Raw genomic sequence first — 21,940 nt, 5'->3', positions numbered from 1 at the left:
TACCGCGTGGGTTTGATGTCCACCAGTATGATTGTTACGGCGTAACGTCGGCTCGCTAGTAACGCCGGCTTACCGCGAGTAACGGATCCTTTCCATCGCCCGGGGGCGGGGACCGCGTCGAAACGGGTCGGTGGACCCGGTGGCAGGACCGTGGACCGACGACGGGACGGGGAACCGGGTCGAAAGGTGACGGTGGGCCGGAGACGGGCCGAGTGCTCACCCCTCGCAGGAGAGACATTCGCTGTCGACCACGTCGAGGTCGCCGTCCAGCGTGACCGTCAGGCGGTCGTCGGCCAGCGGGATCTCGACGGTGACCCGCCAGGGGTCGACGGCGTCGACGGTGGTGTACTCGTCGTCGACGCACCAGGGGAGCGTCCAGTAGGGCCGGTCCGACAGGTCGATGCCGTGGTCCTCGTAGAACGCCGAGACGACGGACTCGTCGAGCAGGACGAGGCCGACGGGCGAGCAGAGCTCGTTGCGACAGCGCTCGCAGACGTGCTCGGCGCGCAGGGCGACGTCGAGACAGCACTCCCCGTCGTCGCGGACGATCTCGGTGTGGATGCGGCCGGCGCAGGCGGGGCAGACGCCGTCGGCGGCCAGGCAGTGGAGGTGGCGGACCCGCTCGTCGAAGGCGGTAGCGATCTCCGCGTCGGTGCGGTCGACGAGCCCGCCGGGCGGGAACTCGTACTCGCCGTGGGACTTGCCGCAGTCGACACACTCTATCCGGAACTGCTCGTCGGCGTAGCGCGCTTCGAGCCCGCCGCCACAGCGGGTGCAGGCGCCCTCGACCGCGAAGGGGTCGATGTCGGGCTGGCGGGTGAACGTACCCGCGCGGACCGCGCGGACGACCTGGGCGCCCGCGTGGCGCAGGTCGTAGCCCGCCTCGCTTTTCGCGACGAACTGGTCGGTGAGCTGCTGGAGGTGGTAGTTGAACTGCGCGCTGTCGCGCATCGCCACGTCGTCGTGCAGCGCCGAGAAGCTCACGGGCCGGTCGTCGGCGCGCCACAGCGCCTCGAGGATGTCCAGACGGGTCTCGTTGGCGACGACGCCGAACGCCTCCGCCGGGTCGACCTCCGAATCGATCTCCTCGCCGGCCCCGTCGCTGGCTCCGCTCATACCCGATCGATCGGCGGGAGCGACCTAAATCGTTCCCTGAAGCGGTTTTTTGTAGTCGGTCTGTCACTTGTCTGACGGCGATTTCAGCGTCAGAAAACGCTCGTGGATGGTTAACACGGACGGGAGTCAATCGGTGAGTGATGTGTGCATCGCGTGAGTCGGGACCCCTCCACCGGTCGACGGGATGCTGTGAGACGCGCACGGTACTGGTCGTCGACGACGACCCCGACCTGACGGCGCTGGCGGGCGCCTATCTGGGTCGGATCGACGACGTGTCCGTCCGGACGGCGACCGACGCGAACGACGCGCTCGCCCGGGTCGACGAGACGGTCGACTGTGTCGTGAGCGACTACGAGATGCCCGCGATGGACGGGCTCGCGCTGCTCGACGCCGTCGACGCGGCCCATCCGGACGTGGACCTGGTGCTGTTCACCGGCGCGGCGGAGGACGGACTCGCCGAGCGCGCCCGCGAGCGGGGCGCGGCGTTCGTCCGGAAAGGCGTCTCGACGGGGGGGTTCGACGACCTGGTCGCGGCCGTCGAGGACGCGCTCGACGACTGAGCTGGTGTCGGGCGGTGACGGGTGCCACCGCGGCGCGTTCCACGGGCGCAAACAGTAGGTTTATCAGTCGCAGAGGGCGAAGATTCCCCAAGATTACTCTCCAGATGACGACGAACACACAACCGGAGGTGAACATCGGACTCGTCGGTCACGTCGACCACGGCAAGACGACGCTGGTGCAAGCTCTGTCGGGCGAATGGACGGACCAGCACTCCGAGGAGATGAAGCGCGGGATCTCGATCCGCCTCGGCTACGCCGACGCGACGTTCCGGCAGTGTCCGGAGGGGGAGGTCCCCGACGCGTACACCGTCGACGAGACCTGTGGCGAGCACGACGCGGAGACGGACGTGCTGCGCACGGTCTCGTTCGTGGACGCGCCGGGTCACGAGACGCTGATGGCGACGATGCTCTCCGGTGCGGCGATCATGGACGGCGCGGTGCTGGTGGTCAGCGCCAGCGAGCCCGTTCCGCAGGCACAGACCGAGGAGCACCTGATGGCGCTGGACATCATCGGCATCGACAACATCGTCGTCGCCCAGAACAAGATCGACCTGGTCGACGAGGAGCAGGCCCGCGAGAACTACCAGCAGATCCAGGAGTTCGTCGAGGGCACCGTCGCCGAGGACGCCCCAATCGTCCCCATCAGCGCCGGACAGGGCGTCAACATGGATCTCCTCATCGACGCCGTCGAGCGGGAGATCCCCACGCCGGATCGGGACCCCGACGCCGACGCCGAGATGCTCGTCGCGCGCAGTTTCGACATCAACCGCCCGGGCACGACCTGGGACTCGCTTCTGGGCGGCGTGCTCGGCGGCTCGCTCGTCCAGGGCGAACTCGAAGCCGACGACGAGATCCAGCTCCGTCCCGGCCGCGAGGTCGACGAGGGCGGCCAGTCCGAGTGGCAACCCGTCGAGACGACCGTCAGGTCGCTGCAGGCGGGCGGCGACACGGTCGAGACGGCGACGCCGGGCGGCCTGCTCGGCGTCGGTACCGGGCTCGACCCCGCCATCACGAAGGGCGACGCGCTCGCCGGGCAGGTCGCGGGCCCGCCCGGCACCCTGCCGCCGACCCACGAGCAGTTCACGATGGACGTGGACCTGCTCGACCGCATCGTCGGCGAGAACGCCGGCGACGTCGAGGAGATCTCGACGGGCGAACCGCTGATGATGACTATCGGCACGGCCACGACGGTCGGCTCGGTCACCAGCGCCCGGGGCGGCGAGGCCGAGGTCGCGCTCCAGCGGCCCGTCTGCGCCCGCGAGGGAGCGAAGATCGCCATCAACCGACGGCTGGGCGGCCGCTGGCGGCTCATCGGGATCGGTACGCTGCGGGAATGAGCGTCGTCATGGACACGAACGCACTGATGATGCCCGTCGAATGCGACGTTCGCGTGTTCGAGGAGCTAGAGCGACTGCTGGGGGACGAGGAGTTGCTGGTCCCCGAGGCGGTCCGCGCGGAACTCGCGAAGCTCGCCGACGGGCGGGGCAAAGAGGCGACGGCGGCCAGCGTCGGGCTGGACCTCGCGGCCGACCGCTGTGAGTCGGTCGGCCACGAGGAATCGTACGCCGACGACGCGGTGGTCGAAGTCGCCGGGCGGGAGGCGGTAACGCACGCGGTCACGAACGACGGTCCGCTCAAGCGCCGGCTGCTCGACGCGGGCGTTCCGGTAGTTAGTTTACGGGCCGAGAACAAACTCACAGTCACTCAACCATAACATGTACAAACGGGTTACACTCCGCGACACGGTCGAAGTGCCGCCGGCGCACCTGGCCGAGGTGACGCCGGGGCTGGTCAAACGGCTCCTGCAGGACAAGCTCGAGGGACGGATGGACGAAGACGTGGGCTCGGTCGTCTCCGTGATCGACGTCCACGACATCGGCGAGGGGGCGGTCGTCCCCGGACAGGAGGGCGTCTACTTCACCGCCGAGTTCGACGCGCTGACCTTCGATCCGCAGATGCAGGAGGTCGTCGACGGCGAGATCGTCGAGGTCGTCAACTTCGGCGCCTTCGTCGGGATCGGTCCCGTCGACGGCCTGCTCCACGTCTCGCAGATCTCCGACGAGTACCTCGCCTACGACGAGGAGGGCCAGATGCTCTCCTCGCGGGACTCGAATCGCACCCTCGGGGTCGGCGACGCCGTCCGGGCGCGCATCGTCACCAAGAGCATCGACGAGCGCAACCCCCGGGACTCGAAGATCGGCCTCACGGCGAAACAGGTCGGCCTCGGCAAGCACGGCTGGCTCGAAGAGGACCGCCAGAAGCGCGAGACGACGGCGGAAGCGGGTGAGGACTGATGGCCGACCGACTGGTCTGTCGCGAGTGTCACCGCGTGCAGGACTCCGAGGAGGCCGAGACCTGCGTCTCCTGCGGGTCGTCGTCGCTCACGGAGGACTGGGCGGGCTTCGTCGTCATCACCCACCCCGACCGCAGCGAGATCGCCGAGGAGATGGGCGTCACCGAGGCCGGCCGGTACGCGCTGAAGGTCCGCTAACGTGACCGTCGTCCTCGAACTCCAGTCCGCGCTCCGTGCAGATCTCAAAGACCCGTTCGGCCCCGTCTCCACCGACACGGCCGCCGTTCTCGACGCCGCCGGCGACCCCCTGGTCACCGTCGGCGACATCGTCACCTACCACACCCTCGACGCCGGTCGGGTGCCAGACCTCGCCTTCGTCGACGAGCGCACCGAGCGCGCCGCCGTCGACGACGAGGTCAGCGCCGGGATCGAGGACGACCGCTTCGACCGCGTCCGCGCCATCGAGAACCCGCCCGGGACGCTCACCGCCGCGCTGCTGGAGGCGCTCGTCGACGCGCTCGCGGCCGGCGAGCGGACGCTCGTCCGCGTCGACGGCGAGGAGGACCTGGCCGCCCTGCCCGCCATCGCCGCCGCGCCCGACGGCGCCAGCGTCTGCTACGGCCAGCCCGGCGAGGGCGTCGTCCACGTCACCGTCGACACCGACACCCGCGACCGCGTCGTCGACCTCCTCGGCCGGATGGACGGCGACCCGTCCCGCGCGTTCGACGCCCTCGGCCTCGACCGGTGAGGTCCGGTTTTCGGTCGTCACAACCGTTTTCACGGTTCGACATCTCGTCCGGACCACCGTGATCGCGAACTGGCAGTGGCTCGTCCTGCGAACGACGCCGCCGCGGTCGTGGGGATGGCTCTGGCTGCTGCTCGCGGTTTCGGTTTCCGCGGTCCTGTTGTACGGACTCTGGCGGCTCTCGACGGTCGAGACGGCGACCTGAACGCCCGGCTAGACCGGTAGGTGGTCGGTGCCGTCCCGACCGACGACCTGGGCGTCCGGGCCCGACAGTTCGATCTCCGTCAGCCCGCAGTTCGCGGGCGAGAACTCCGAGGCGAGCGTCGCCAGTTCGCGACCGGTCACCGCCGCCAGCACCGCCCGGATCGGCCCGCCGTGGGTGACGACCGCCGCGGTCTCGCCCGCCGCCAGCTCGTCGACCAGTCGCTCCCAGCCCTCGCGGACCCGCGTCTCGAACGCCGAGAGCGACTCGCCGCCCGCCACGGAGCGCACGCTCAGCAGCGACTCGTCGCGGTGGTACTCTGGGTGGCGACTCGCGATTGCGGTCCGGGTGAGCCCCTGTAGCTCGCCGAAGTTCCGCTCGCGCCAGGCGCGGGCCCGCTCGGGGTCGGCCCGGACGCCGACCGCTCGGAGCACCTCGGCGGTCTCCAGCGTCCGCCTGAGATCCGAGACCACGAGCCGGTCGACGCTGTGGGCGTCGACCAGATGCGACCCGACCGCACGGGCCTGCTCGCGACCCTCCTCGGTGAGCGTCGCGTCGGCCCACCCCTGGATTCGGCCGGCGCGGTTCCACGTGGTCTCGCCGTGGCGGACGAGCAGCACGCGCCCGGTCACGGGACCCACCCGGTCATCTCCGGTTCTCGATCCAGTCGACGACCACGAGGACGAACTCGTAGGTGACGATCAGGCCGACGACGACGCCGGCGGACTCGACCGTCGAGAGGTCGACGGCGTCGATCCGCTGGAGGAGCGCGGGGTCGGGGCTGCCGAGGTAGCCGACGAACAGCGAGAGCGGCCAGACGGCCACGCGGCCGCGGGCGAGATAGCTGTAGACGCCAGAACGGCCGCCCACGTTCCGGTCGAGGTAGAGGACGCCCTCGTAGACCGCGATGAGGCCGAGGCCGATGAGCAGCGGCGTCAGCCGCGTGACGCCCAGGTCGGCCAGCGCCGACGTGACCGCGGCGGGCAACTGCTCGTAGTAGCCGCTCGGGAGCGGCGCGGTGGAGACGACGTAGCCGACGACGACGGTGCCGAGCCAGACGAACGGCCGGCGGGCGGCCAGATCCTCGGCCGTGACCCCCGCGGCCTCGCCGGTCCAGTACAGGAGCAACAGCGTGCCCTCGAAGAGGACGATCATCGTCGCGGCGACGAGGATGGGCGCCATGCCGGTCGGGTCCGGGCTGAAGAGGAACGCGACGGTGGCGAACCCGCCCCAGAAGTAGATGCGACGGGCGGCCAGCCAGCTCCGGGAGGTGACGCCCATCATCACCGCGAGCATGATGAGCAGGGGGATCTGGAAGACCAGCGCGAAGAAGCCCAGCATCATCACGATGAGGTTGAACGTCTCGGTGAGGCTGAAGGTGACCTCGGCGGCCTGGGCGGTGTAGCCGGTGAAGTAGACGAACAGCGTCGGGAGGACGAGCAGGTACGCGAAGAGGATGCCCACGCCGGCGAGCACGAGGCTCGTCGGGACGGAGGCGAGGTAGTAGCGGCGTTCGCGGGGGTAGAGACCGGGGCGCATGAACAGGTACGACTCGTAGACGGTGAGGGGCAGGGCGACGACGAACCCGACCAGCGAGGCGACCTTCAGCCGGGCGAACATCAGCGCGAGCGGCTGGAACAGGTACGGACAGGCCGCGTCGGCCGATGGGGAGGTCGTCGGGCAGACCTGCGGCGACCCCTCGAGGAAGGAGTACCACAGGAACGTGATGAGCCGGTCGGCGAAGGGGAACGTGAGCCCGCTGACCAGCGCCATCGCGACGACGACGACGCCCAGCCGTCGGACCATCTCCTCGATGTGCTGGGCCAGCGGCATCTCTTGGTCGTCCGGAGCGCCGCCGATACCCTCGCCGGCTGGCGCGGCCGGTGCGCCCTCCGCCGGTCCGCCCGAGGAGGGGTCGGCGTGCGGATTGATGTCGCCGCCGAACTCGGTGGCGTCGGAGCCGCCGTCGGCGGCGGCACCGCCCTCGACCGTGTCCGCCGGTACGGCGTCGGTGTCACCGGTGCCAGCGTCGCCGCCGGCGTCGTCCCCGTCGTCGACCCACTCGGAGGGGTCGCCGGGCGTCTCGTTGTCGTCGGCCCCGGGGTGGCCCAGCGAGTCCGAGGAGTCGCTCTCGCCGTCGTCCCGGTCGTCGTCGCCGGGGAGGTTGTCCGGGCGTGGCGACGGGTTGGCGTCGGTCCGGCGCTCGGCGGCCGGGTCGTAGCGGTCCGGTTCGTCCGGCCCCCCCGAGTCGTCCGACCCCCGTTCGTCGTCGGACGGATTCGCTGGTTCGTCAGCAGAGCCGTCCGCCCCCCGTTCGTCGTCGGGCGACTCCACTGACTCGTCAGCGGAGCCGTCCGACCCCCGTTCGTCGTCGCGCGGACCGGCGGCTCCCTCCTCGTCGTCGCCGTCGCCGGGCCGCTCGTCAGTCATTCGTCGCCGGGTTTGCGCTCCCCTATTGTAAGCCTTCTTTTCGCCCGCCCCGTCGGCGGGGGGAAGCGGCCGGCGCTCGGGCGCTCGAACCGGCGTCTCGGCCCGTGCGCGCTCTCGTGATGAATAGATTGATAACAGTCACTCGGTTACCACTCCCCGAGATGGCTGCCGCGATCGACGAGGACACGAAACGGACCGTCGCACAGGGTCGCGCGACCCTCGGGTCCATGATCGGCAGCGCCCGCGAGGACCTCCAGAAGGCGTTCATGGTCTTCGTGATCGGATTCATGGGGACGTTCTACGCGCTGCGGCTCTACATCTGGGACCAGCTCAAGGCCGACCTGAACCCGCAGCTCGGAGGGGACACGGAGGTCAGCATCGTCGCCACGACGCCGTTCGACGTCATCCTTCTACAGGCGAAGATCGGCATGTTCGTCGGGGTTATCATGGCGCTCCCGGTCGTCATCTACTACGGTCGCGACGCCCTGCGGGCGCGCGGGTGGTGGCCCGCGGAGGACATCCCCCGCTGGAAACTGGTTTTCCCGGCGCTGCTCTCCGTGGTCCTGTTCGTCGCCGGCATCGCCTACGCCTACTACCTCTTCTTCCCGCTCATGCTCGCCTTCCTCGCGGGCAACGCCGCAAAAGCCGGGTTCCAGCCCGCGTGGTCGATCGTCAAGTGGACGCAGTTCGTCGCTTTCCTCAGTCTCTCCTTCGGCCTCGCCGCGCAGCTGCCGCTGGCGATGAGTTCGCTCGCCTACCTGCGCGTGGTGAGCTACCAGGCCATGCGGGACCGCTGGCGCTACGCCGTGCTGGCGATCTTCGTCTTCGGCGCCTTCTTCTCGCCGCCGGACCCGCTCACCCAGATCATGTGGGCGCTCCCGCTGATCGGCCTCTACGGGTTCAGCCTCGCGCTCGCCCGCTTCGCCGAACTCCTGCGCCGGTCGGCCGACGAGGTGTCCGCCACTATGGTCGTCCGCGGATACTGGAACAAGCTCGCTGGGCTCGCGCTGGTGATGGGCGCCGTCGGCTACCTCTTCGTCACGCGCTACGGCGTCGCCGCGATCAACGACGTCGTCACCTCCATATCCGATAGCATCGGGCCGTTCCCGACGCTCACGGAACTCACCGGCCTCGAACCGCAGGTCCTCGGCACGCTCGTCGCCTTCGCCCTCGCTGTCGTCGCCGTCGGCGCCGGCCTGTTCTACTTCTCCATCAAGGAACTCGACGCGGCCCGCGACCCCGCCGAACCGCAGGGCTCGCCCGCCGACATCGACCTACTCGCGCTGTCGGCCGCGGCCATCCCCGCCGCCCCGCCCGAGCGCTTCGAGGAGATGGACGAGGCCGAGGCGACCGAACTCGCTCGCGAGGCCCTGCAGGAACAGGAGGACCCCGACAAGGCCCAGGCCATCCTCGACCGCTTCGACGAGGTCCAGGAGGCCCAGGAGGCCCGCGCCGAGGCCGCCGAGGCCGAGGACGGCGATGCGACCGGCGGGGACGGCGACGCCGCCGAGGACGAGGAGGGCGGACTCCTCACCTCGACGACCGCGGGCGTCGTCGATTCGTTCACCGAGGAGGAGACCACCGAGGACGACATCGGCGGCTACTACTACGACATCGCGTTCATCCTGGAGAGTCTCACCTCACGCGCGTTCCGCATCGTCGGCCTGTTCGGGGTCGTCATGGCCGCGACGTTCGTCTTCCTCTACCAGGGCGGGATCGGGACGCTCCAGGAGGCCTTCTTCAGTCGGATGCCGGAGAGCCAGGAGGTCCAGGCCAACATCGTGACGCTGCACCCCGCCGAGGCGCTCATCTTCGAGATCAAGTTCGCGACGCTGCTCGGGCTGGTGGCGACGTTCCCGTTGATCCTCTACTACGCCTGGCCGCGACTGAAAGAACGTGGACTGGTCGGCGGCGACCGCCGGGTGCTGGGCGCGTGGGCCGTCACCCTGATCGTCGGCATCATCGGAGGGTCGATCGTCGGCTTCCTCTACGTCGCGCCCGCGATCATCTCCTGGCTGGCGGCCGACGCCATCGAGTCGAGCATGGTCATCTACTACCGGATCAACAAGTTCGGGTGGCTGGTCGTGCTGACGACCGTCGGCTTCGGCCTGCTCGTCGAGGTGCCGGTCACGATGTTCCTCTTCCACCGCGGCAACCTGATCTCCTTCCAGACGATGTTCGACCGCTGGCGGACCGTCGTCATGGCCATCGTCGTCGTCGCCGCGTTCATCACCCCCTCCAGCCTGCTGACGATGCTCGTGTTCGCCATCCCCGTCGCCGTCGCCTACATGATCGGCCTCGGGCTGCTGTGGCTGTACACCCTCGGCGGCCGCCGCACGCCCAGCCGCGAAGGCGAAGCCGCCGACTAGGCGTTGGATCGACCGCAGTCGGCGGCAGGCGGTGAACGCCCTCGGCTCGTTCGCGAGGAGAAACTACGACTACCCGCGACAGCAGGCGATGAAAGCCCTCGCCGCGCTCGCTCTGAGTTGGATCGACCGTACTCGACGATGAGCGCTGAAAGCCCTCGCCGCGCTCGTTTTGAGTTGGATCGACCGCACTCGTCGGTGAGTGCTGAAAGCCCTCGCCGTGCTCGCTTTGAGTTGGATCGACCGCACTCGTCGGTGAGCGCTGAAAGCCCTCGCCGCGCTCGTTTTGAGTTGGATCGACCGCACTCGTCGGTGAGTGCTGAAAGCCCTCGCCGCGCTCGCGGCCGCTGAAGCGGGATATCCGCGCTCTCCGCACGGCCCGCGCGGATAGTTGCCCGCTCAGCGACTAAACTGCACGCGAGCGCGCCTCGCCCTTTCAGTCCGCCAGGACCGCAACAGCGACCGCCCCGCACAGCACCGCAGACGGCGGGTTCCACAGCCGATCCGTTCGGCTGGCCGGTCAGCTAGCTCGGCGCTCTTACGACTCCAGTTCGTCGCCGCGGGTGACGCCGGTCACTTCGAACCGGGCGCCGCCCGACTCGCTCTCGGTCGCCCGCACCTCCCAGCCGTGAGCGTCGGCGATCTCGGCGACGATAGCGAGCCCGAAGCCGGTGCCGCCCTCGGTGCTCGACACGCCGCGTTCGAACACCCGCTCGCGCACGTCGGCGGGGATGCCGGGGCCGTCGTCCTCGACGTAGAAGCCCGGATCGCTCTCCGCGAGCGTGCCGACGCGGACGGTGACGGCGTCACCGGCGTGGTCCACCGCGTTGCGATAGCAGTTCTCGAAGAGGCGGCCGAGCCGGTCGGCGTCGCCGCGGATCGCGTAGTCCCAGTCGGTGGTCAGGGTGGCGTCGCCGGTGTCGACGGCGTCCCAGGCGGTCTCGGCCTGTTCCACGCCCGTGATCCACTCCAGCTCGTCGATGTGGCTGCCCTCGCGGGCGTAGGTGAGCACCTCGTCGACGATGGCCTCGATGCGGTCGTGCATCTCCGCGACCTCCTCCAGTTCGGACTCGTCGCCCGACCGCCAGTACAGGTCGAGGCGGCTCTTGGCGACGTTGAGCGGGTTGCGCAGGTCGTGGCTGAGGATGCCGGCGAACTCCTCTAACCGCTCGTTCTGGCGGTCGAGTTCCCGCTCGCGGCGCTTCTGCTCGCTCACGTCGACGGTGACGCCGACGATCCCCCGGGCGCGGCCCTCCTCGTCGTACCACGGCGCCTTGGTGGTCTGGAAGAAGAGATCCTGGCCGTTCGGGGGCTGTGCGTGCTCGATCCGGTCGCGGATCGGCTCGCCGCTCTCGATCACCGCGCGGTCGTCGGCGACCGCCTCGGCGGCGTTGTCCCCCTCGTAGAGGTCGAAGTCGGTCTTCCCGACCACGTCCTCGGGGGTGTGGAGGATCTTCCCCTCCGGCGATTCGATGAACGGCTCGACCACGTCCTCGCTGACGAGGACGTGACGGCTCTCGGTGTCCTTGAAGTACACCGACATCGGGACGTGTTCGACCAGCGAGCGCAACATCGCGGCCTCGTCGCGGGCGGGCGGGTCGGTCGCCCGCCCGGACCGAGGCGAGGGAACGTCGGCGACGAGGTAGCCGGTGCCCGCGCGCTCGTCGACGAGCAGGTCGACCGCCGTCTTGAACGCGACGCCGTCGGCGTCGGTGCAGTGCCACTCGCGGGTCTCGTAGTTGCCGCCGCGCGCGCGCTCGACCATCGTCTCGACCGGGTCCGCCTCGGGGTCCATCCACTCGAGGTGCTCCTCGCCGTCGGCGCCGCGGCCACGACCGCGGAGCTCCTCGGTGATGTCGGTCACGAGCAGGTCCCGGACGGTCGCGTCGGTCAGGTCGGCCGGGTCCCACCCCCACCGGTCGTGAAACCGCTCGTTGGCGTCCCGGAGCGCGAGCGTCTCGGGGTCGAACTCGACGACGGCCTCGTCGGCGAAGTCGGCCAGTCGCCAGGCGGCCGTCGAGGAGGGGCGGTCCGCGAGTCGTTCGACCTGCACCGGGAGTCTCGTCGCGAGGTCGCCGCCCGGGTGGACGTGGACGGCGCGGGCGTCGCCGGCGATCCGTTCGAGGGCGGCCCGCTCCAGCCCCTCGGCGACGACGACGACCCCGACCGCGGGGTCGGCCTCTCTGGCCCGCTCGTAGTCCGCCCCCGTCGGACAGACGATGCAATCGACCTCGGTCGCCGAGCCCTCGACGAGCGTCTCGAGCCCCCCGTGCTCGACGACCGCGACGGCGTCGTCCCCCGACACCGCCGCCGCGAGCCGCTCGCGGTCGTCGGGCGCCCCGACTACCGCGGTCCTGACCGGTTCGTCCCGCGTCCCCTGCATTTGCCGCGTCTTCGCTCGGCCCTGTGAAATACCTCCCGACGGGTCAGTCTCCCGACGGGAGCTCGGGGACGGGGGAGCGCCCGTCGGAGCGATCGAACCGCCTATATTCCTCGACGAACCCCTGGATACTATCATGCCGAAGATCAGCGTGGAGGTGCCCGAGGAGTTGCTGGACGACATGGACGAGCACGTCGGGGAGGACGGCAAGTTCGTCAACCGGAGCGAGGCGATCCGGGCGTCGATGCGCAAGACGCTCGACATGCTCGACGACATCGACGCCCGGCAGGGCCGGCTGGAGGAGGAGGGATGAGCGACCCGCGGCCCGCGCTCTCGCCGGCGCAGGTCGGCCTGATCGGCCTGTTCGTCACCGCCATCGTGACCGCGCAGCTGACCGCCTCGAAGCTACTGCGGTTCGGGCTCCCGTTCGAGTTGCCGGTCGTCGGCGGCGCGCTGGTCCTCCCGGGCGCGGCGCTGGCGTACGCGCTGACCTTCTTCGCATCGGACTGCTACTCGGAGCTGTACGGCCGGAAGGCCGCCACCGTCGTCGTCAACGTCGGCTTCGCGATGAACGTCGTCATGCTCGTGCTCGTCTGGAGCACCATCGAAGCGCCGGCGGTCGCCCAGTCCGCTCCCGGCCAGATCGACCTGACCGCGTTCCGGAGCGTGCTCGGCTCCAGCACCGCCATCGTCGTCGCCAGCCTCTCGGCGTACGTCGTCAGCCAGAACTGGGACGTGTTCGTCTTCCACTGGATCCGCGAGGCCACCGACGGCGACTACCTCTGGCTGCGCAACATCGGCTCGACGGCCACCAGCCAGCTCCTCGACACGGTCATCTTCGTCTTCGTCGGCTTCTACTTCCTCGGCTCGACCTCGCTGTCGGGCGCCGTCGCCCTCGTCGCCGGGCAGTACCTCTTCAAACTGTTCGTCGCCGTCGCCGACACCCCCTTCGTCTACGCCGTCGTCGCCGCCGTCCGCTCGCGGAAGACCGCCTCCGCGACCGCCTACGCCAGCTCGGAGTGACCGGTCGACGGACTCCGACTGGAAAACAGCGGCTCGTTCGGCGAGCGCCGGACGACCGCGGCACGCTCGCTCACTCGAACTTCTCCAGCAGTTCGACGTAGAAGCCGTCGCGTTCGTCGGCGAGCTTCTCGACGATGAGCTCCGGGGTCGAGCGGGCGAGCACGTCCTTCACCGGCGAGCGGTCGACTTTCAGTTCGCCATCGACGAGTCCCTCGGCCTCGATGCCGTCGACGGCCAGCTCGGTGCGGGCGGCGTCCTGGATCTCGCGGGCGAGGTGGGTGACGAAGACGGCGGTGGCGTCGGTGGCGTCGAACGCTTCGAGGATCCCGGCCATGATCTTCGCGCTGGCGCCGGGCTCGGTGATGCTCTCCAGTTCGTCGACGAGGACGACGACGTCGCCGCCGTCGCCCGACCGGATATCGTCGACGAGGCTTCCGAACTCCCGGAGGGTGGACTCGAAGGCGCCCGCGTCGAGGGTGCCCTGGGTCTTGGCGTGGTAGTGCAGCTCCTCGACGTGCTCGACGCGGGCGGAGTCGGCGGGGACGGGCAGGCCCATGTGCGCGAGCGTGACGGTCAGCGCCACGAGGTCGAGCACGGAGGTCTTCCCACCGCTGTTGACGCCCGTCAACAGGGCGACGCCCTCCACTTCGTAGTCGACGGGGTCGACTTCCTCGTAGGCCACGTCCAGCAGCGGCGAGCGGCCGCCCTCGATGGCGATCCCCTCGCCGCCGATCTCGGGCAGTGTAGCGTCGTACTCGCGGGCGAACCGAGCGATAGCGAGTTCCACGTCGAGTTCGAGCGCGGCCTCGGCCAGCGCCTCGGCGTCCGCGCGGGCGTCGGCCAGGTCGGTCGCGACCTCCCGCTTGAGACGGGTCGCGCGGCGGTCGCGGGCGGTGGTGAGCTCCTCGCGCAGTCGGGAGACGACCTCCTCGTCGCGCTCGACGGGGAAGGTGGGCTGGTCGGGGAACGCCCGGCGGGCGATGTCGGCGTAGTCGTCGAGGCCGAGGGCGTCGACGAGGTGGTCGCGGGCGTCGTCGACCGCTTCGGCGTACTCGTCGGCGAGTTCGCGCTGCAGCAGGGAGTCGACGCCGGCGCCCTGCTCGACCAGCGAGAGGAGGTCGGCGCCCTCGATGGTCACGTCGCGCTCCTCGATGGCCTCCCGGAGGCGGTCGTTGGCGACGCTCTCGGCGGTCGAGACGGCGGCGTCGAGGTCGTCGACGGCGGTCTGCAACTGCCGGAGGCGGTCGTCGTCGGCGACGTTGCCGTCGTCGTCGATGCGGGCGAGCGCGTCGGCGAGTTCGTCCAGGTCGCAGGGCGGGTCCAGGTCGGCGACGCGGTGGACCTCGACGGCCGCCCGCAGGCGATCGCGGTTGTGGGCGAAGAAGGCGAGGGTGCGCTCGGGGACGACGGTGGCGGGGTCCTCCAGCGCGTCGGGCTCGACGCGCACGTCGCCCTCGACCTCGACGCCGGTGAACGCGTCGTCGAGCGCGACGACAGTGGCGTAGCCCCGCGCCAGATCCGCGAGGCCGCGGGCGTCGTCGACGATCTCGACGCTGACCTCGGGGAGTGCCTCCTGGGCGCGGGCGTAGGTCTCGGCGTCGGTGGTGGCGAGACAGCGGTCCCGGACGCGGACCGAGGGGGGCGCTTCGAGGGGTTCGACGCCGGCCAGCGCGCCGCGGATCTCGTCGTCGGGCTCGCGCTCCATCGCGCGAGCCGCGAACTCGCGGGCCTCCTCGACCCGTGACCGGGAAGGGGAGGGGTAGAACGTCTCCAGGCGGCGCTCGGCGTAGCGGGTGACGGCGTGGTCGCCGACCAGATCGAGGGCGTCGCGGTAGATTTCCTGGGCGCGCGGCGTGGCGGCGAACCCTCCCGGATCGCCGTGTTCGCGGCGGATCGCGGCGCGGGCGATGCGGGCGGCGCGGCCGTCGCTGATGCCCGGGGCGCGGCCCAGCGCGGCCACGTCCCCGTCGCGCAGCGCCCGCTCGGGGTCGTCGAGCTCCGACAGCGCCGCGGCCGTCTTCTCGCCGACCCCGGGGATCGTCTCGATGTCCATCTACCGGTGTCATTACCACCGGTGGAGAAAAATCCCGCGCCTGTGGCGGGACCGGGACCGCCGATTCACTCGTTCCAGGGCCAGTCCTCCGGCGGCGCGAAGGGGCCCACCGAGACGGTGTAGCGCATCACCGTCGACACGCGCAGCAGTCGGACCACGAGCAGGACGAGCGGCGCGAGCACGACCGCGACAGCGGCGCTGATCACCCACGGGAGCGACGCCTCGGGCACCGCCGCCCCGTTCGAGCGATAGAGCGTCGGCACGTAGATCGCGACGAGCAGACAGGGGACGCTCAGGTAGATGATCTCCCGCGAGAGCTTCGCCAGTTCCTGGTGGAGCGTGAGCGTCTTGAAGTACTGCCGGGCGACCGAGAGATGTCCCAGCAGTTCCTCGACCGCGTCGAGGTCGTCGGCGACGGGGTCGGACAGCTCTGCGTCCGCGCGAGCGGCCCGGATGCGCCGCCGGAAGCGCGCGTAGTCCGACCCGGCGGTCGCCGAGATGGCCTCGACCGGCTTCATCTCGCCGGAGACGCGGGTGATCTCGTCGGCGAAGCCGCCGAGGTCGCTCGCCAGGGTCGCGAGGTCGCCCCCTTCGGCGTCGGCGCTCGCCGTCCCCTGCCGCGATCCGCGGAGCGAGTCGGCACGGTCGCCGAGGGCCTCGCCGACGACCGCGACGAAGTCGGCGGTGTCGACCGGGGTCGCCGACCGGCCGCTCAGCTCCGCGACGCGGTCGCGGAGCTGGGCGCCCTTCTCGTAGCGCTGTCGCAGCGAGTTGGGCTTGCCGAACACCTGCGAGGAGACGAGCTGGTTGACCGTCAGCGTCAGCGTGACGAGCGTGAACACCCCGGCGGTGATGCCGCTCCCGAACACCGTCAGCACGTTGCCGCTCGGCCCGACCGCGAGCACGCCCAGGGCGACGAGCCCGCGCGTGACGGCGAAGATCGCGACGCAGACGACGGCGGTGATCACCCAGCGGTTCCCGTCGAGGAACAGCCAGTGACGGGGCCCGTTCCCGCCCGCGTCGCCGGCGTCGTCGGCGTCGCCCTCACCCATGCTGCACCGCGGTCCGCCGGCCTCGTCCGACCGCCCGCTGCGACCCCGCCGGCGACGCGCCGGTCCTGCCTGGACCGAGCTGCCGACTCCCGGCTCGTCCGAGAGAAAGAACGCGCATACCGCATGGACGGCCGCCGGTCCCAAAGGCGCGAGGCAGGCACTCGCTGGGTCGACCCACGCGGAACCCCCGCGGATCCGCGGTCGGGAGCGGCCGACGCGGAGCGCCCGTGGTCAGCGGCCGACGCGACCGAACCCGTTCGTCCGACACGCGCGGTCGAACAACGGGCTTTTGGCCGTTCACACCGAATCGCCGGCGATGAGCACTCCGGTCGCCGACAAGCTCGCCGCCGCGCGCGCCGACCTGGCCGACCGCGACGGCGTCCTCGTCGCCTTCTCGGGCGGCGTGGACTCCAGCGCAGTCGCCGCCGTCGCCCACGACGCCCTCGGCGACGACGCCGTCGCCTGCACGGCCAAAAGCGAGACGCTCCCCGACGCCGAGCTCGACGACGCCCGCCGCGTCGCCGACGAGATCGGCATCCGCCACGAGATCGTCGAGTTCTCCGAGCTCGACAGCCAGGCGTTCGTCGAGAACGGCGACGACCGCTGTTATCACTGCCGCACCATGCGGCTTGGCGCGATGTTCGACCACGCCGAGGAGCTGGGCATCGACGTGGTCTGCGACGGCACCAACGCCTCCGACCCCGGGGAGGGCCACCGCCCCGGCCTGCAGGCCGTCGAGGAACTCGACGCCTACTCCCCCCTGCTGGAGCACGGCATCGTCAAGTCCGAAGTCCGGGAGATCGCCGACGACTACGGTCTCTCCGTCGCCGACAAGCCCTCGATGGCGTGTCTCTCCTCGCGGATCCCCACCGGCCTGGAAGTCACCGAGGAGCGGCTCGGCCGCATCGAGCAGGCCGAGACCGTCCTGCGGACGTGGGGCTTCGAGCAGTTCCGCGTGCGCGACCACGACGGCATCGCCCGCATCGAGGTCGGCGAGGCCGAACTGGAGGACGCCCTCGATCCGGAGTTCGTCCGCGCGGCGCGCCAGTACATCGGCGAACTCGGCTTCGACCACGTCACGCTCGACCTCGACGGCTACCGCACCGGCAGCGTCAGCCCCGCCGACGAGGGCGAAGCGGACGACGGCGAGGGCGGGGACGAACCCGCGGACACCGGCGGCGACCCCGTCGTCGAGGACGTGTTCGGCACCGACTACCCGACCGCCGACGAGATCTGAGACCGGTTCGACGACGCACCGTTTCGCGCCGGATCGACGCCGACCGGTGAGCAGTGTGCTACGAGCGAGCGGTGTCGTCCGGGATCTGCTGTCCGGTCCGAGGTTTTTTGACGAAAGCCGGGTGCAAGTCGCCGTGTCCATGGCGACGACGGAGCGGGAGTGTATCGAGTCGCTGCGGGAAGCCGCGGAGCGACTGGGCGAATCACCGTCCAAGGCGCAGTACGAGGAGCTGGGGTTGACGCCCGCGGCGTCGACGATCCTTCGGGTCGTCGGCGGGTGGAACGAGGCGAAGGAACGGGCGGGACTATCGACGAACGCGTCGCGCGGGTCCCGGGTCGCGCCGAAACCCGAGGGGGTCGAACTTCCCGACGGTGAGACGTGGGAGGCGCTCTCGCAGGACCAGCGATGGCACTACCGGAACGCGGAGCACAACACCGAGCGAACGCTACGCCGGCGAGCGCGACTCCGCGCGTGGGTCAACGAACGGAAGCGCGAACGGGGCTGCGCCGACTGCGACGAGTCCGACCCGGCCTGCCTGGACTTTCACCATCTGGACGGCGAGGCGAAAGCGATGGCCGTCACCGACATGATAACGCACGGCCACGGCCGGGAGGCGCTCCGCGAGGAGTTCGAGAAGTGCGACGTGCTCTGTGCGAACTGTCATCGGAAACGCCACGACCGACGGCCGGTGGTCGTCGACCGCGACGGCGGGCCGCAGTCGAACCGCGAACGCCTGCGAGCGTGGTCGTACGAGTACCGTCGAAACTGCGGCTGTCGTCGCTGTTCCGAGGACACCCCCTCGTGTCTCCAGTTCCACCATCCGGACCCGGACGAGAAGTCCGCGGGTGTCGGACAACTGATCTCGGACGGTGCCGACGAGAGGGCAGTCCGTGCGGAGGTCGACCGATGTGTCGTTCTCTGCGCGAACTGCCACCGGCAGGAACACTTCGAGCCCCCGACCGGCGAGGCGAACGAGGCATCGAAAGTGACTGAAACACGGTAACACGGCGCGTTCGAGTCCGCAACACTGAAATACGGGACGGCAGTATACTCGGATGCAGTCCTGTGGTGTAGTGGCCAATCATGTAGCCTTCTGGGGGCTACGACGGAGGTTCGAATCCTCCCAGGACTATATTTTCTGACACTTTCCTCGCGAGCGGCAGTTCTATCCGCTACGACACCACCACCAGTTTCCCGACGCTCTCCCGCTCTTGCATCGCGGCGAAGGCCGCGCCGGTCTCGGCGAGTGGGTAGGTGTCGTCGATCACCGGCTCGAACGCGTCGTCTGCGACGAGTTCGACCAGCCGCTTCAGGTCGGGCTGGGTGCCCATCGTCGAGCCGACGATCCGCTTGTGGGCCAGGAACAGGTCGGCCACGTCGAACTCGGAGGTGCCGCCGGCGGTGCGGCCGCAGACGACCATGGTCCCGCCCCGGCGGAGGACCGACTGGCCCAGTTTCGAGTACTCGCCGCCGAGGTGGTTGACGACGGCGTCGACCGGTTCGTCGATCGCGGCCTCGATTTCGGCGATGTCGGCCGATTCGACCCCGCGGTCGAGCCCGACTTCGCGGACGCGGTCGAGCTTGTCGGCCGACCGGGAGGTGCCGACCGTCTCGATCCCGAGCGCGTCGCAGAGCTGGACCGCCGCGACGCCGACGCCGCCGGTCGCGCCGGGGACGAACACGCGGTCGCCGGCCGCCAGGTCGGCGCGCCGGAGCATCCGATAGGCGGTCACGTACGCCGTCGGGAGCGCCGCGGCGGTGGTCGCCTCGACGCCGTCGGGGAGGGCGACGAGCCGGTCGGCGGTCACGCGGGCTCGCTCGGCCAGCCCGCCGTGGTACAGCGAGAAGTTCTCGCACATGTTCTCGGGGCCTTCGCGGCAGAACCGGCAGGACCCGCAGGTCTCGTTGGGGCAGAGGACGACTCGGTCGCCGGGTTCGACGTCGGTCACGTCGGGGGCCACCTCCCGGACCGTCCCGGCGACGTCGAGCCCGGAGACGAACGGGAGGTCGTCGGCGTCGACCATCGCGGAGTCGCCTTCCAGGATCCACAGGTCGTGGCGGTTGATCGAACAGGCCTCTACGTCGACGACGGCGTCCCCGCGCTCGGGTTCGGGGTCCGGTCGGTCGACGATGCCCACGCCGTCGGGGCCGGTGAGGTCGGTGAACGCTGCGGCTCGCATGGGTCGCGATCCGCGGCCGACGGCCAAGAGTGCGGCGGCGGCGGCGAGTCCGTCGGGCTCTCCGCCGGGGTTACTTCCGTCGGCGCGCCCATCGTTCGGATATGGCCCCCTCGCACGTGCTCGTCCCGCTGGACGGCTCGCCGCTGGCCGACGACGCGCTCGCCCACGCCCTGGAGACGTTCGACTGCCGGGTCACCGTCCTGAACGTCGTCACGCCGCTGGACTCCTCGATGAGCGAGGGCGGCGTCCTCGAACCCGACGAGGAGCGCCGCGAAGACGCCCGCGAGCGCGCCGAGCGACTGGTCGAACGCGCGAGCGAGACCGCCGCCGAGGCCGACCGGAGCGTCGAGACCGTCGTCGAGACCGGCGACCCCGCAGAGACGATCCTCGCGACCGCCGAGGATCTGGACGCCGACCAGATCGTCATGGGCGGCCACGGGGGCGACCGCTCCGACATCGGCCGCCGGCTCCTCGGGACCGTCGCGACGACCGTCGTCGGCGAGGCCCCCGTGACCGTCACCGTCGTTCGGTGAACGGTCGGCGACCGCCGGGGTAGATGCGGTGAGGCGCGGCGTCCCGCGCAGTTGCTGTCACTGGTAGGAACACGTCGAAGACGCGTTCAGAAGTCCGTCTCGCCGGGGCCGTCGATCGTCTCGCCGAGCGCCGCGCGCGTGTCCGCGTCGTCGACCGAGAGTGCGCCCGCGACGGCTTCCATCGCGCCGTCGATGGGGTCGTGCGTCTCGACGAAGGCGGCGAGGGCGAACTCCCCGTCCGACACGCCGGCGAGTTCGACGGCTTCGGTGCGGGGCAGTTCCCCGGCCAGCCAGTCGGTGACGATCTCCCGGCCCATCGGGCCGACGGGGGAGACGTTCTCGCCGAACAGGTGCAGCGCCTTCGCCCCGTCGGTGGGCGGGACGCCGGCGACGCGGGCGGCGGCGCCGACGTGCTTGCCGGCGGCGTAGGCGTCGACGAGCGCCGCGGCCTCGGCGGGCGAACAGGGCAGCTCCTCGGCGAACGGCTCCAGGCGGTCGGCCAGCGGGTCGTCGGTGCGGTCGACAGTGGCGACTCCCTCCTCGCGCTGCTCGTCGACGACCTCGATCCCCGCGGCGATGTCCGACAGCCCCATTGCCAGCGGCTTCGCCCGTCTCCGATTTAATAGTTGGGGAACGAACACGACACTCGGACGAACGGTTCGCTTCCGAGAACGACTCTCCGGCGACGGGGGATACTTACGGCTGGCCGCGCGGAGAGAGTCCATGGTTGACTCACTGCGATACGGGATCGTCGGCTGCGCGGGTATCGGCAACACCCACGCAGAGGCCGTCGCAGCGGTCGAGGGCGCCGACCTCGTCGCCTGCGCGGATCTCGACGCCGAGGCGGCCGAGGCGTTCGCCGACGACCACGGCGCCGCCGAGACCTTCGACGACCCGGCGACGATGGTCGCCGAGGCGGATGTCGACGCCGCGAGCGTCTGCACGCCCAGCGGCACCCACGCCGACGTGACGACCGACCTCGCCGGTGCCGGGGCGCACGTCCTCTGCGAGAAGCCGCTGGACGTGACCGCCGAACGGGTCGACCGGATGGTCGAGGCCTGCGACGAGGCGGGCGTGACGCTGGCCGGCGTCTTCCAGCGGCGGTTCGACCCGGCGGTCCGCCGCGCGAAGCGCGCGGTCGAGGACGGCGAGATCGGTCGGCCGGTGCTGGCCGAAACCCAACTCGAGTGGTTTCGGCCGCAGGCGTACTACGACTCGGCGGGGTGGCGGGGCACCCGCGAGATGGACGGCGGCGCGTTCATGAACCAGGGGATCCACGCGCTGGACGCCCTGCAGTGGGTCATGGGCGGCGTCGAGTCCGTGCAGGCCGAGACGGGGACGCTCGCCCGCGAGCTGGAATGTGAGGACACCGGCGCGATGGTCCTCCGTTTCGAGAACGGCGCCGTCGGGACCGTCGCCGTCACGATGGCGACCAAGGGCGGCACCGACCGCACGGAGATCAACGGCACCGAGGGGTCGCTCGCGCTCGGCGACGGGATCGAACTCCGCGTCGGCACCGGTGAGGAGACGCTGTGGGGCGCCGAGACCGAATCGCGGACGCCCGCGGTCGAGAGCGCGGCACACCCGGCCGGAACCGACCACGAGGGCGTCGTCCGGGACTTCGTCGACGCGGTCAGGGAGGGCCGCGAGCCGGAGGCGCCTGCCCGCGAGGCCCGCGCTGCCGTCGACATCGTCCTCGCCGCCTACCGCTCGGCCGAGAGCGGTGAACGCGTCGCCCTCGACGAGGTCCGGAGCGACTGACCGCGCTCG

At 70.5% G+C, this 21,940-nt stretch carries 22 protein-coding genes and 1 tRNA gene; 15 read left to right on the top strand and 8 right to left on the bottom strand.

Going from position 1 to position 21,940, the window contains the following annotated elements:
• Positions 1-216 precede the first annotated feature (216 nt).
• The gene (locus HZS54_RS02720) at positions 217-1,116 is read right to left on the bottom strand and encodes a winged helix-turn-helix domain-containing protein (protein WP_179920434.1); all 900 of its coding nucleotides are present in this window, start codon (positions 1,114-1,116) and stop codon (positions 217-219) included.
• A 140-nt stretch (positions 1,117-1,256) separates the two neighbouring features.
• Between HZS54_RS02720 and HZS54_RS02715 the strand changes: the two genes are divergently transcribed.
• From HZS54_RS02715 to HZS54_RS02685, 7 genes are all read left to right on the top strand, one after another.
• A complete protein-coding gene (locus tag HZS54_RS02715; RefSeq protein ID WP_179920433.1) occupies positions 1,257-1,676 on the top strand; it encodes a response regulator in 420 nt (139 codons plus the stop codon).
• A 104-nt stretch (positions 1,677-1,780) separates the two neighbouring features.
• Complete coding sequence (locus HZS54_RS02710) at positions 1,781-3,013, top strand: translation initiation factor IF-2 subunit gamma (protein ID WP_179920432.1); 1,233 nt, start codon at positions 1,781-1,783, stop codon at positions 3,011-3,013.
• Positions 3,010-3,390, top strand: coding sequence for a PIN domain-containing protein (locus HZS54_RS02705; RefSeq protein ID WP_179920431.1), 381 nt, complete (start codon positions 3,010-3,012; stop codon positions 3,388-3,390). Before HZS54_RS02710 ends, HZS54_RS02705 begins: the two co-directional genes overlap by 4 nt.
• Position 3,391: 1 nt before the next feature.
• Complete coding sequence (locus HZS54_RS02700; RefSeq protein ID WP_179920430.1) at positions 3,392-3,970, top strand: DNA-directed RNA polymerase; 579 nt, start codon at positions 3,392-3,394, stop codon at positions 3,968-3,970.
• Positions 3,970-4,167 carry a transcription elongation factor subunit Spt4 gene (gene spt4 / locus HZS54_RS02695; RefSeq protein ID WP_179910277.1) on the top strand — a complete coding sequence of 66 codons (198 nt, stop codon included), beginning with the start codon at positions 3,970-3,972 and terminating at the stop codon, positions 4,165-4,167. Before HZS54_RS02700 ends, spt4 begins: the two co-directional genes overlap by 1 nt.
• Position 4,168: 1 nt before the next feature.
• A complete protein-coding gene (locus HZS54_RS02690) occupies positions 4,169-4,717 on the top strand; it encodes a GTP-dependent dephospho-CoA kinase family protein (protein WP_179920429.1) in 549 nt (182 codons plus the stop codon).
• 58 nt (positions 4,718-4,775) lie between these two features.
• The gene (locus HZS54_RS02685) at positions 4,776-4,919 is read left to right on the top strand and encodes a hypothetical protein (RefSeq protein ID WP_179920428.1); all 144 of its coding nucleotides are present in this window, start codon (positions 4,776-4,778) and stop codon (positions 4,917-4,919) included.
• An 8-nt stretch (positions 4,920-4,927) separates the two neighbouring features.
• Here the strand turns inward: HZS54_RS02685 and HZS54_RS02680 are convergent, their stop codons facing one another.
• Entirely contained in the window at positions 4,928-5,557 is a 630-nt protein-coding gene (locus HZS54_RS02680) for a histidine phosphatase family protein (protein ID WP_179920427.1), read from the bottom strand.
• Between the two features lie 4 nt (positions 5,558-5,561).
• Entirely contained in the window at positions 5,562-7,346 is a 1,785-nt protein-coding gene (gene tatC, locus HZS54_RS02675) for a twin-arginine translocase subunit TatC (protein WP_246391757.1), read from the bottom strand.
• 161 nt (positions 7,347-7,507) lie between these two features.
• On the opposite strand from tatC, the gene HZS54_RS02670 reads away from it, so the two are divergent.
• Positions 7,508-9,715, top strand: a complete 2,208-nt coding sequence (locus HZS54_RS02670) for a twin-arginine translocase subunit TatC (protein ID WP_179920426.1) — start codon at positions 7,508-7,510, stop codon at positions 9,713-9,715.
• Positions 9,716-10,250: 535 nt separating this feature from the next.
• Here HZS54_RS02670 and HZS54_RS02665 read toward each other — a convergent pair.
• Positions 10,251-12,095 (bottom strand): sensor histidine kinase, encoded by a 1,845-nt coding sequence (locus HZS54_RS02665; RefSeq protein ID WP_179920425.1) that lies wholly within the window; start codon positions 12,093-12,095, stop codon positions 10,251-10,253.
• Positions 12,096-12,228: 133 nt separating this feature from the next.
• Between HZS54_RS02665 and HZS54_RS02660 the strand changes: the two genes are divergently transcribed.
• Both HZS54_RS02660 and HZS54_RS02655 read left to right on the top strand, forming a co-directional pair.
• A complete protein-coding gene (locus tag HZS54_RS02660; protein WP_179920424.1) occupies positions 12,229-12,405 on the top strand; it encodes a ribbon-helix-helix domain-containing protein in 177 nt (58 codons plus the stop codon).
• Positions 12,402-13,115, top strand: coding sequence for a queuosine precursor transporter (locus HZS54_RS02655; RefSeq protein WP_179920423.1), 714 nt, complete (start codon positions 12,402-12,404; stop codon positions 13,113-13,115). Before HZS54_RS02660 ends, HZS54_RS02655 begins: the two co-directional genes overlap by 4 nt.
• A gap of 70 nt (positions 13,116-13,185) precedes the next feature.
• Here HZS54_RS02655 and HZS54_RS02650 read toward each other — a convergent pair whose 3' ends face one another.
• Positions 13,186-15,168, bottom strand: coding sequence for a MutS-related protein (locus tag HZS54_RS02650; RefSeq protein WP_179920422.1), 1,983 nt, complete (start codon positions 15,166-15,168; stop codon positions 13,186-13,188).
• Positions 15,169-15,233: 65 nt separating this feature from the next.
• Positions 15,234-16,220: a DUF7972 family membrane protein gene (locus HZS54_RS02645; RefSeq protein WP_179920421.1), complete on the bottom strand. Its 987-nt coding sequence runs from the start codon at positions 16,218-16,220 to the stop codon at positions 15,234-15,236.
• 316 nt (positions 16,221-16,536) lie between these two features.
• On the opposite strand from HZS54_RS02645, the gene larE reads away from it, so the two are divergent.
• The 3 genes from larE (at position 16,537) to HZS54_RS02630 (ending at position 18,589) form a co-directional block, all read left to right on the top strand.
• Positions 16,537-17,457, top strand: a complete 921-nt coding sequence (gene larE / locus HZS54_RS02640; protein ID WP_179920420.1) for an ATP-dependent sacrificial sulfur transferase LarE — start codon at positions 16,537-16,539, stop codon at positions 17,455-17,457.
• Positions 17,458-17,596: 139 nt separating this feature from the next.
• Positions 17,597-18,460, top strand: coding sequence for a homing endonuclease associated repeat-containing protein (locus HZS54_RS02635; protein ID WP_179920419.1), 864 nt, complete (start codon positions 17,597-17,599; stop codon positions 18,458-18,460).
• Between the two features lie 56 nt (positions 18,461-18,516).
• Positions 18,517-18,589, top strand: a tRNA-Gln gene (locus HZS54_RS02630).
• Positions 18,590-18,629: 40 nt separating this feature from the next.
• Here the strand turns inward: HZS54_RS02630 and HZS54_RS02625 are convergent.
• Positions 18,630-19,637, bottom strand: a complete 1,008-nt coding sequence (locus tag HZS54_RS02625) for an alcohol dehydrogenase catalytic domain-containing protein (protein ID WP_179920418.1) — start codon at positions 19,635-19,637, stop codon at positions 18,630-18,632.
• A 101-nt stretch (positions 19,638-19,738) separates the two neighbouring features.
• On the opposite strand from HZS54_RS02625, the gene HZS54_RS02620 reads away from it, so the two are divergent.
• On the top strand, positions 19,739-20,170 hold the full coding sequence (locus HZS54_RS02620) for a universal stress protein (RefSeq protein WP_179920417.1): 432 nt from the start codon (positions 19,739-19,741) through the stop codon (positions 20,168-20,170).
• Positions 20,171-20,256: 86 nt separating this feature from the next.
• Here the strand turns inward: HZS54_RS02620 and HZS54_RS02615 are convergent, their stop codons facing one another.
• Positions 20,257-20,763 carry a DUF7858 family protein gene (locus HZS54_RS02615; RefSeq protein WP_179920416.1) on the bottom strand — a complete coding sequence of 169 codons (507 nt, stop codon included), beginning with the start codon at positions 20,761-20,763 and terminating at the stop codon, positions 20,257-20,259.
• A 130-nt stretch (positions 20,764-20,893) separates the two neighbouring features.
• On the opposite strand from HZS54_RS02615, the gene HZS54_RS02610 reads away from it, so the two are divergent.
• Positions 20,894-21,931 (top strand): Gfo/Idh/MocA family protein, encoded by a 1,038-nt coding sequence (locus tag HZS54_RS02610; RefSeq protein ID WP_179920415.1) that lies wholly within the window; start codon positions 20,894-20,896, stop codon positions 21,929-21,931.
• The last annotated feature ends 9 nt before the right edge of the window (positions 21,932-21,940 follow it).

The sequence above is a fragment of the Halosimplex pelagicum genome (genome assembly GCF_013415905.1).
In the GTDB taxonomy this organism is placed as follows: domain Archaea; phylum Halobacteriota; class Halobacteria; order Halobacteriales; family Haloarculaceae; genus Halosimplex; species Halosimplex pelagicum.
Note: the sequence above shows the minus strand (reverse complement) of the source record. Positions and strands in the feature narration are given on the sequence as shown.

Bases quoted from the DNA above. Each gene is read 5' to 3' on its own strand.
- HZS54_RS02720 (WP_179920434.1), bottom strand. From the start codon at position 1,116: ATGAGCGGAGCCAGCGACGGGGCCGGCGAGGAGATCGATTCGGAGGTC.
- HZS54_RS02715 (WP_179920433.1), top strand. From the start codon at position 1,257: ATGTGTGCATCGCGTGAGTCGGGACCCCTCCACCGGTCGACGGGATGC.
- HZS54_RS02710 (WP_179920432.1), top strand. From the start codon at position 1,781: ATGACGACGAACACACAACCGGAGGTGAACATCGGACTCGTCGGTCAC.
- HZS54_RS02705 (WP_179920431.1), top strand. From the start codon at position 3,010: ATGAGCGTCGTCATGGACACGAACGCACTGATGATGCCCGTCGAATGC.
- HZS54_RS02700 (WP_179920430.1), top strand. From the start codon at position 3,392: ATGTACAAACGGGTTACACTCCGCGACACGGTCGAAGTGCCGCCGGCG.
- spt4 (WP_179910277.1), top strand. From the start codon at position 3,970: ATGGCCGACCGACTGGTCTGTCGCGAGTGTCACCGCGTGCAGGACTCC.
- tatC (WP_246391757.1), bottom strand. From the start codon at position 7,346: ATGACTGACGAGCGGCCCGGCGACGGCGACGACGAGGAGGGAGCCGCC.
- HZS54_RS02670 (WP_179920426.1), top strand. From the start codon at position 7,508: ATGGCTGCCGCGATCGACGAGGACACGAAACGGACCGTCGCACAGGGT.
- HZS54_RS02665 (WP_179920425.1), bottom strand. From the start codon at position 12,095: ATGCAGGGGACGCGGGACGAACCGGTCAGGACCGCGGTAGTCGGGGCG.
- HZS54_RS02660 (WP_179920424.1), top strand. From the start codon at position 12,229: ATGCCGAAGATCAGCGTGGAGGTGCCCGAGGAGTTGCTGGACGACATG.
- HZS54_RS02655 (WP_179920423.1), top strand. From the start codon at position 12,402: ATGAGCGACCCGCGGCCCGCGCTCTCGCCGGCGCAGGTCGGCCTGATC.
- HZS54_RS02650 (WP_179920422.1), bottom strand. From the start codon at position 15,168: ATGGACATCGAGACGATCCCCGGGGTCGGCGAGAAGACGGCCGCGGCG.
- HZS54_RS02645 (WP_179920421.1), bottom strand. From the start codon at position 16,220: ATGGGTGAGGGCGACGCCGACGACGCCGGCGACGCGGGCGGGAACGGG.
- larE (WP_179920420.1), top strand. From the start codon at position 16,537: ATGAGCACTCCGGTCGCCGACAAGCTCGCCGCCGCGCGCGCCGACCTG.
- HZS54_RS02635 (WP_179920419.1), top strand. From the start codon at position 17,597: ATGGCGACGACGGAGCGGGAGTGTATCGAGTCGCTGCGGGAAGCCGCG.
- HZS54_RS02625 (WP_179920418.1), bottom strand. From the start codon at position 19,637: ATGCGAGCCGCAGCGTTCACCGACCTCACCGGCCCCGACGGCGTGGGC.
- HZS54_RS02620 (WP_179920417.1), top strand. From the start codon at position 19,739: ATGGCCCCCTCGCACGTGCTCGTCCCGCTGGACGGCTCGCCGCTGGCC.
- HZS54_RS02615 (WP_179920416.1), bottom strand. From the start codon at position 20,763: ATGGGGCTGTCGGACATCGCCGCGGGGATCGAGGTCGTCGACGAGCAG.
- HZS54_RS02610 (WP_179920415.1), top strand. From the start codon at position 20,894: ATGGTTGACTCACTGCGATACGGGATCGTCGGCTGCGCGGGTATCGGC.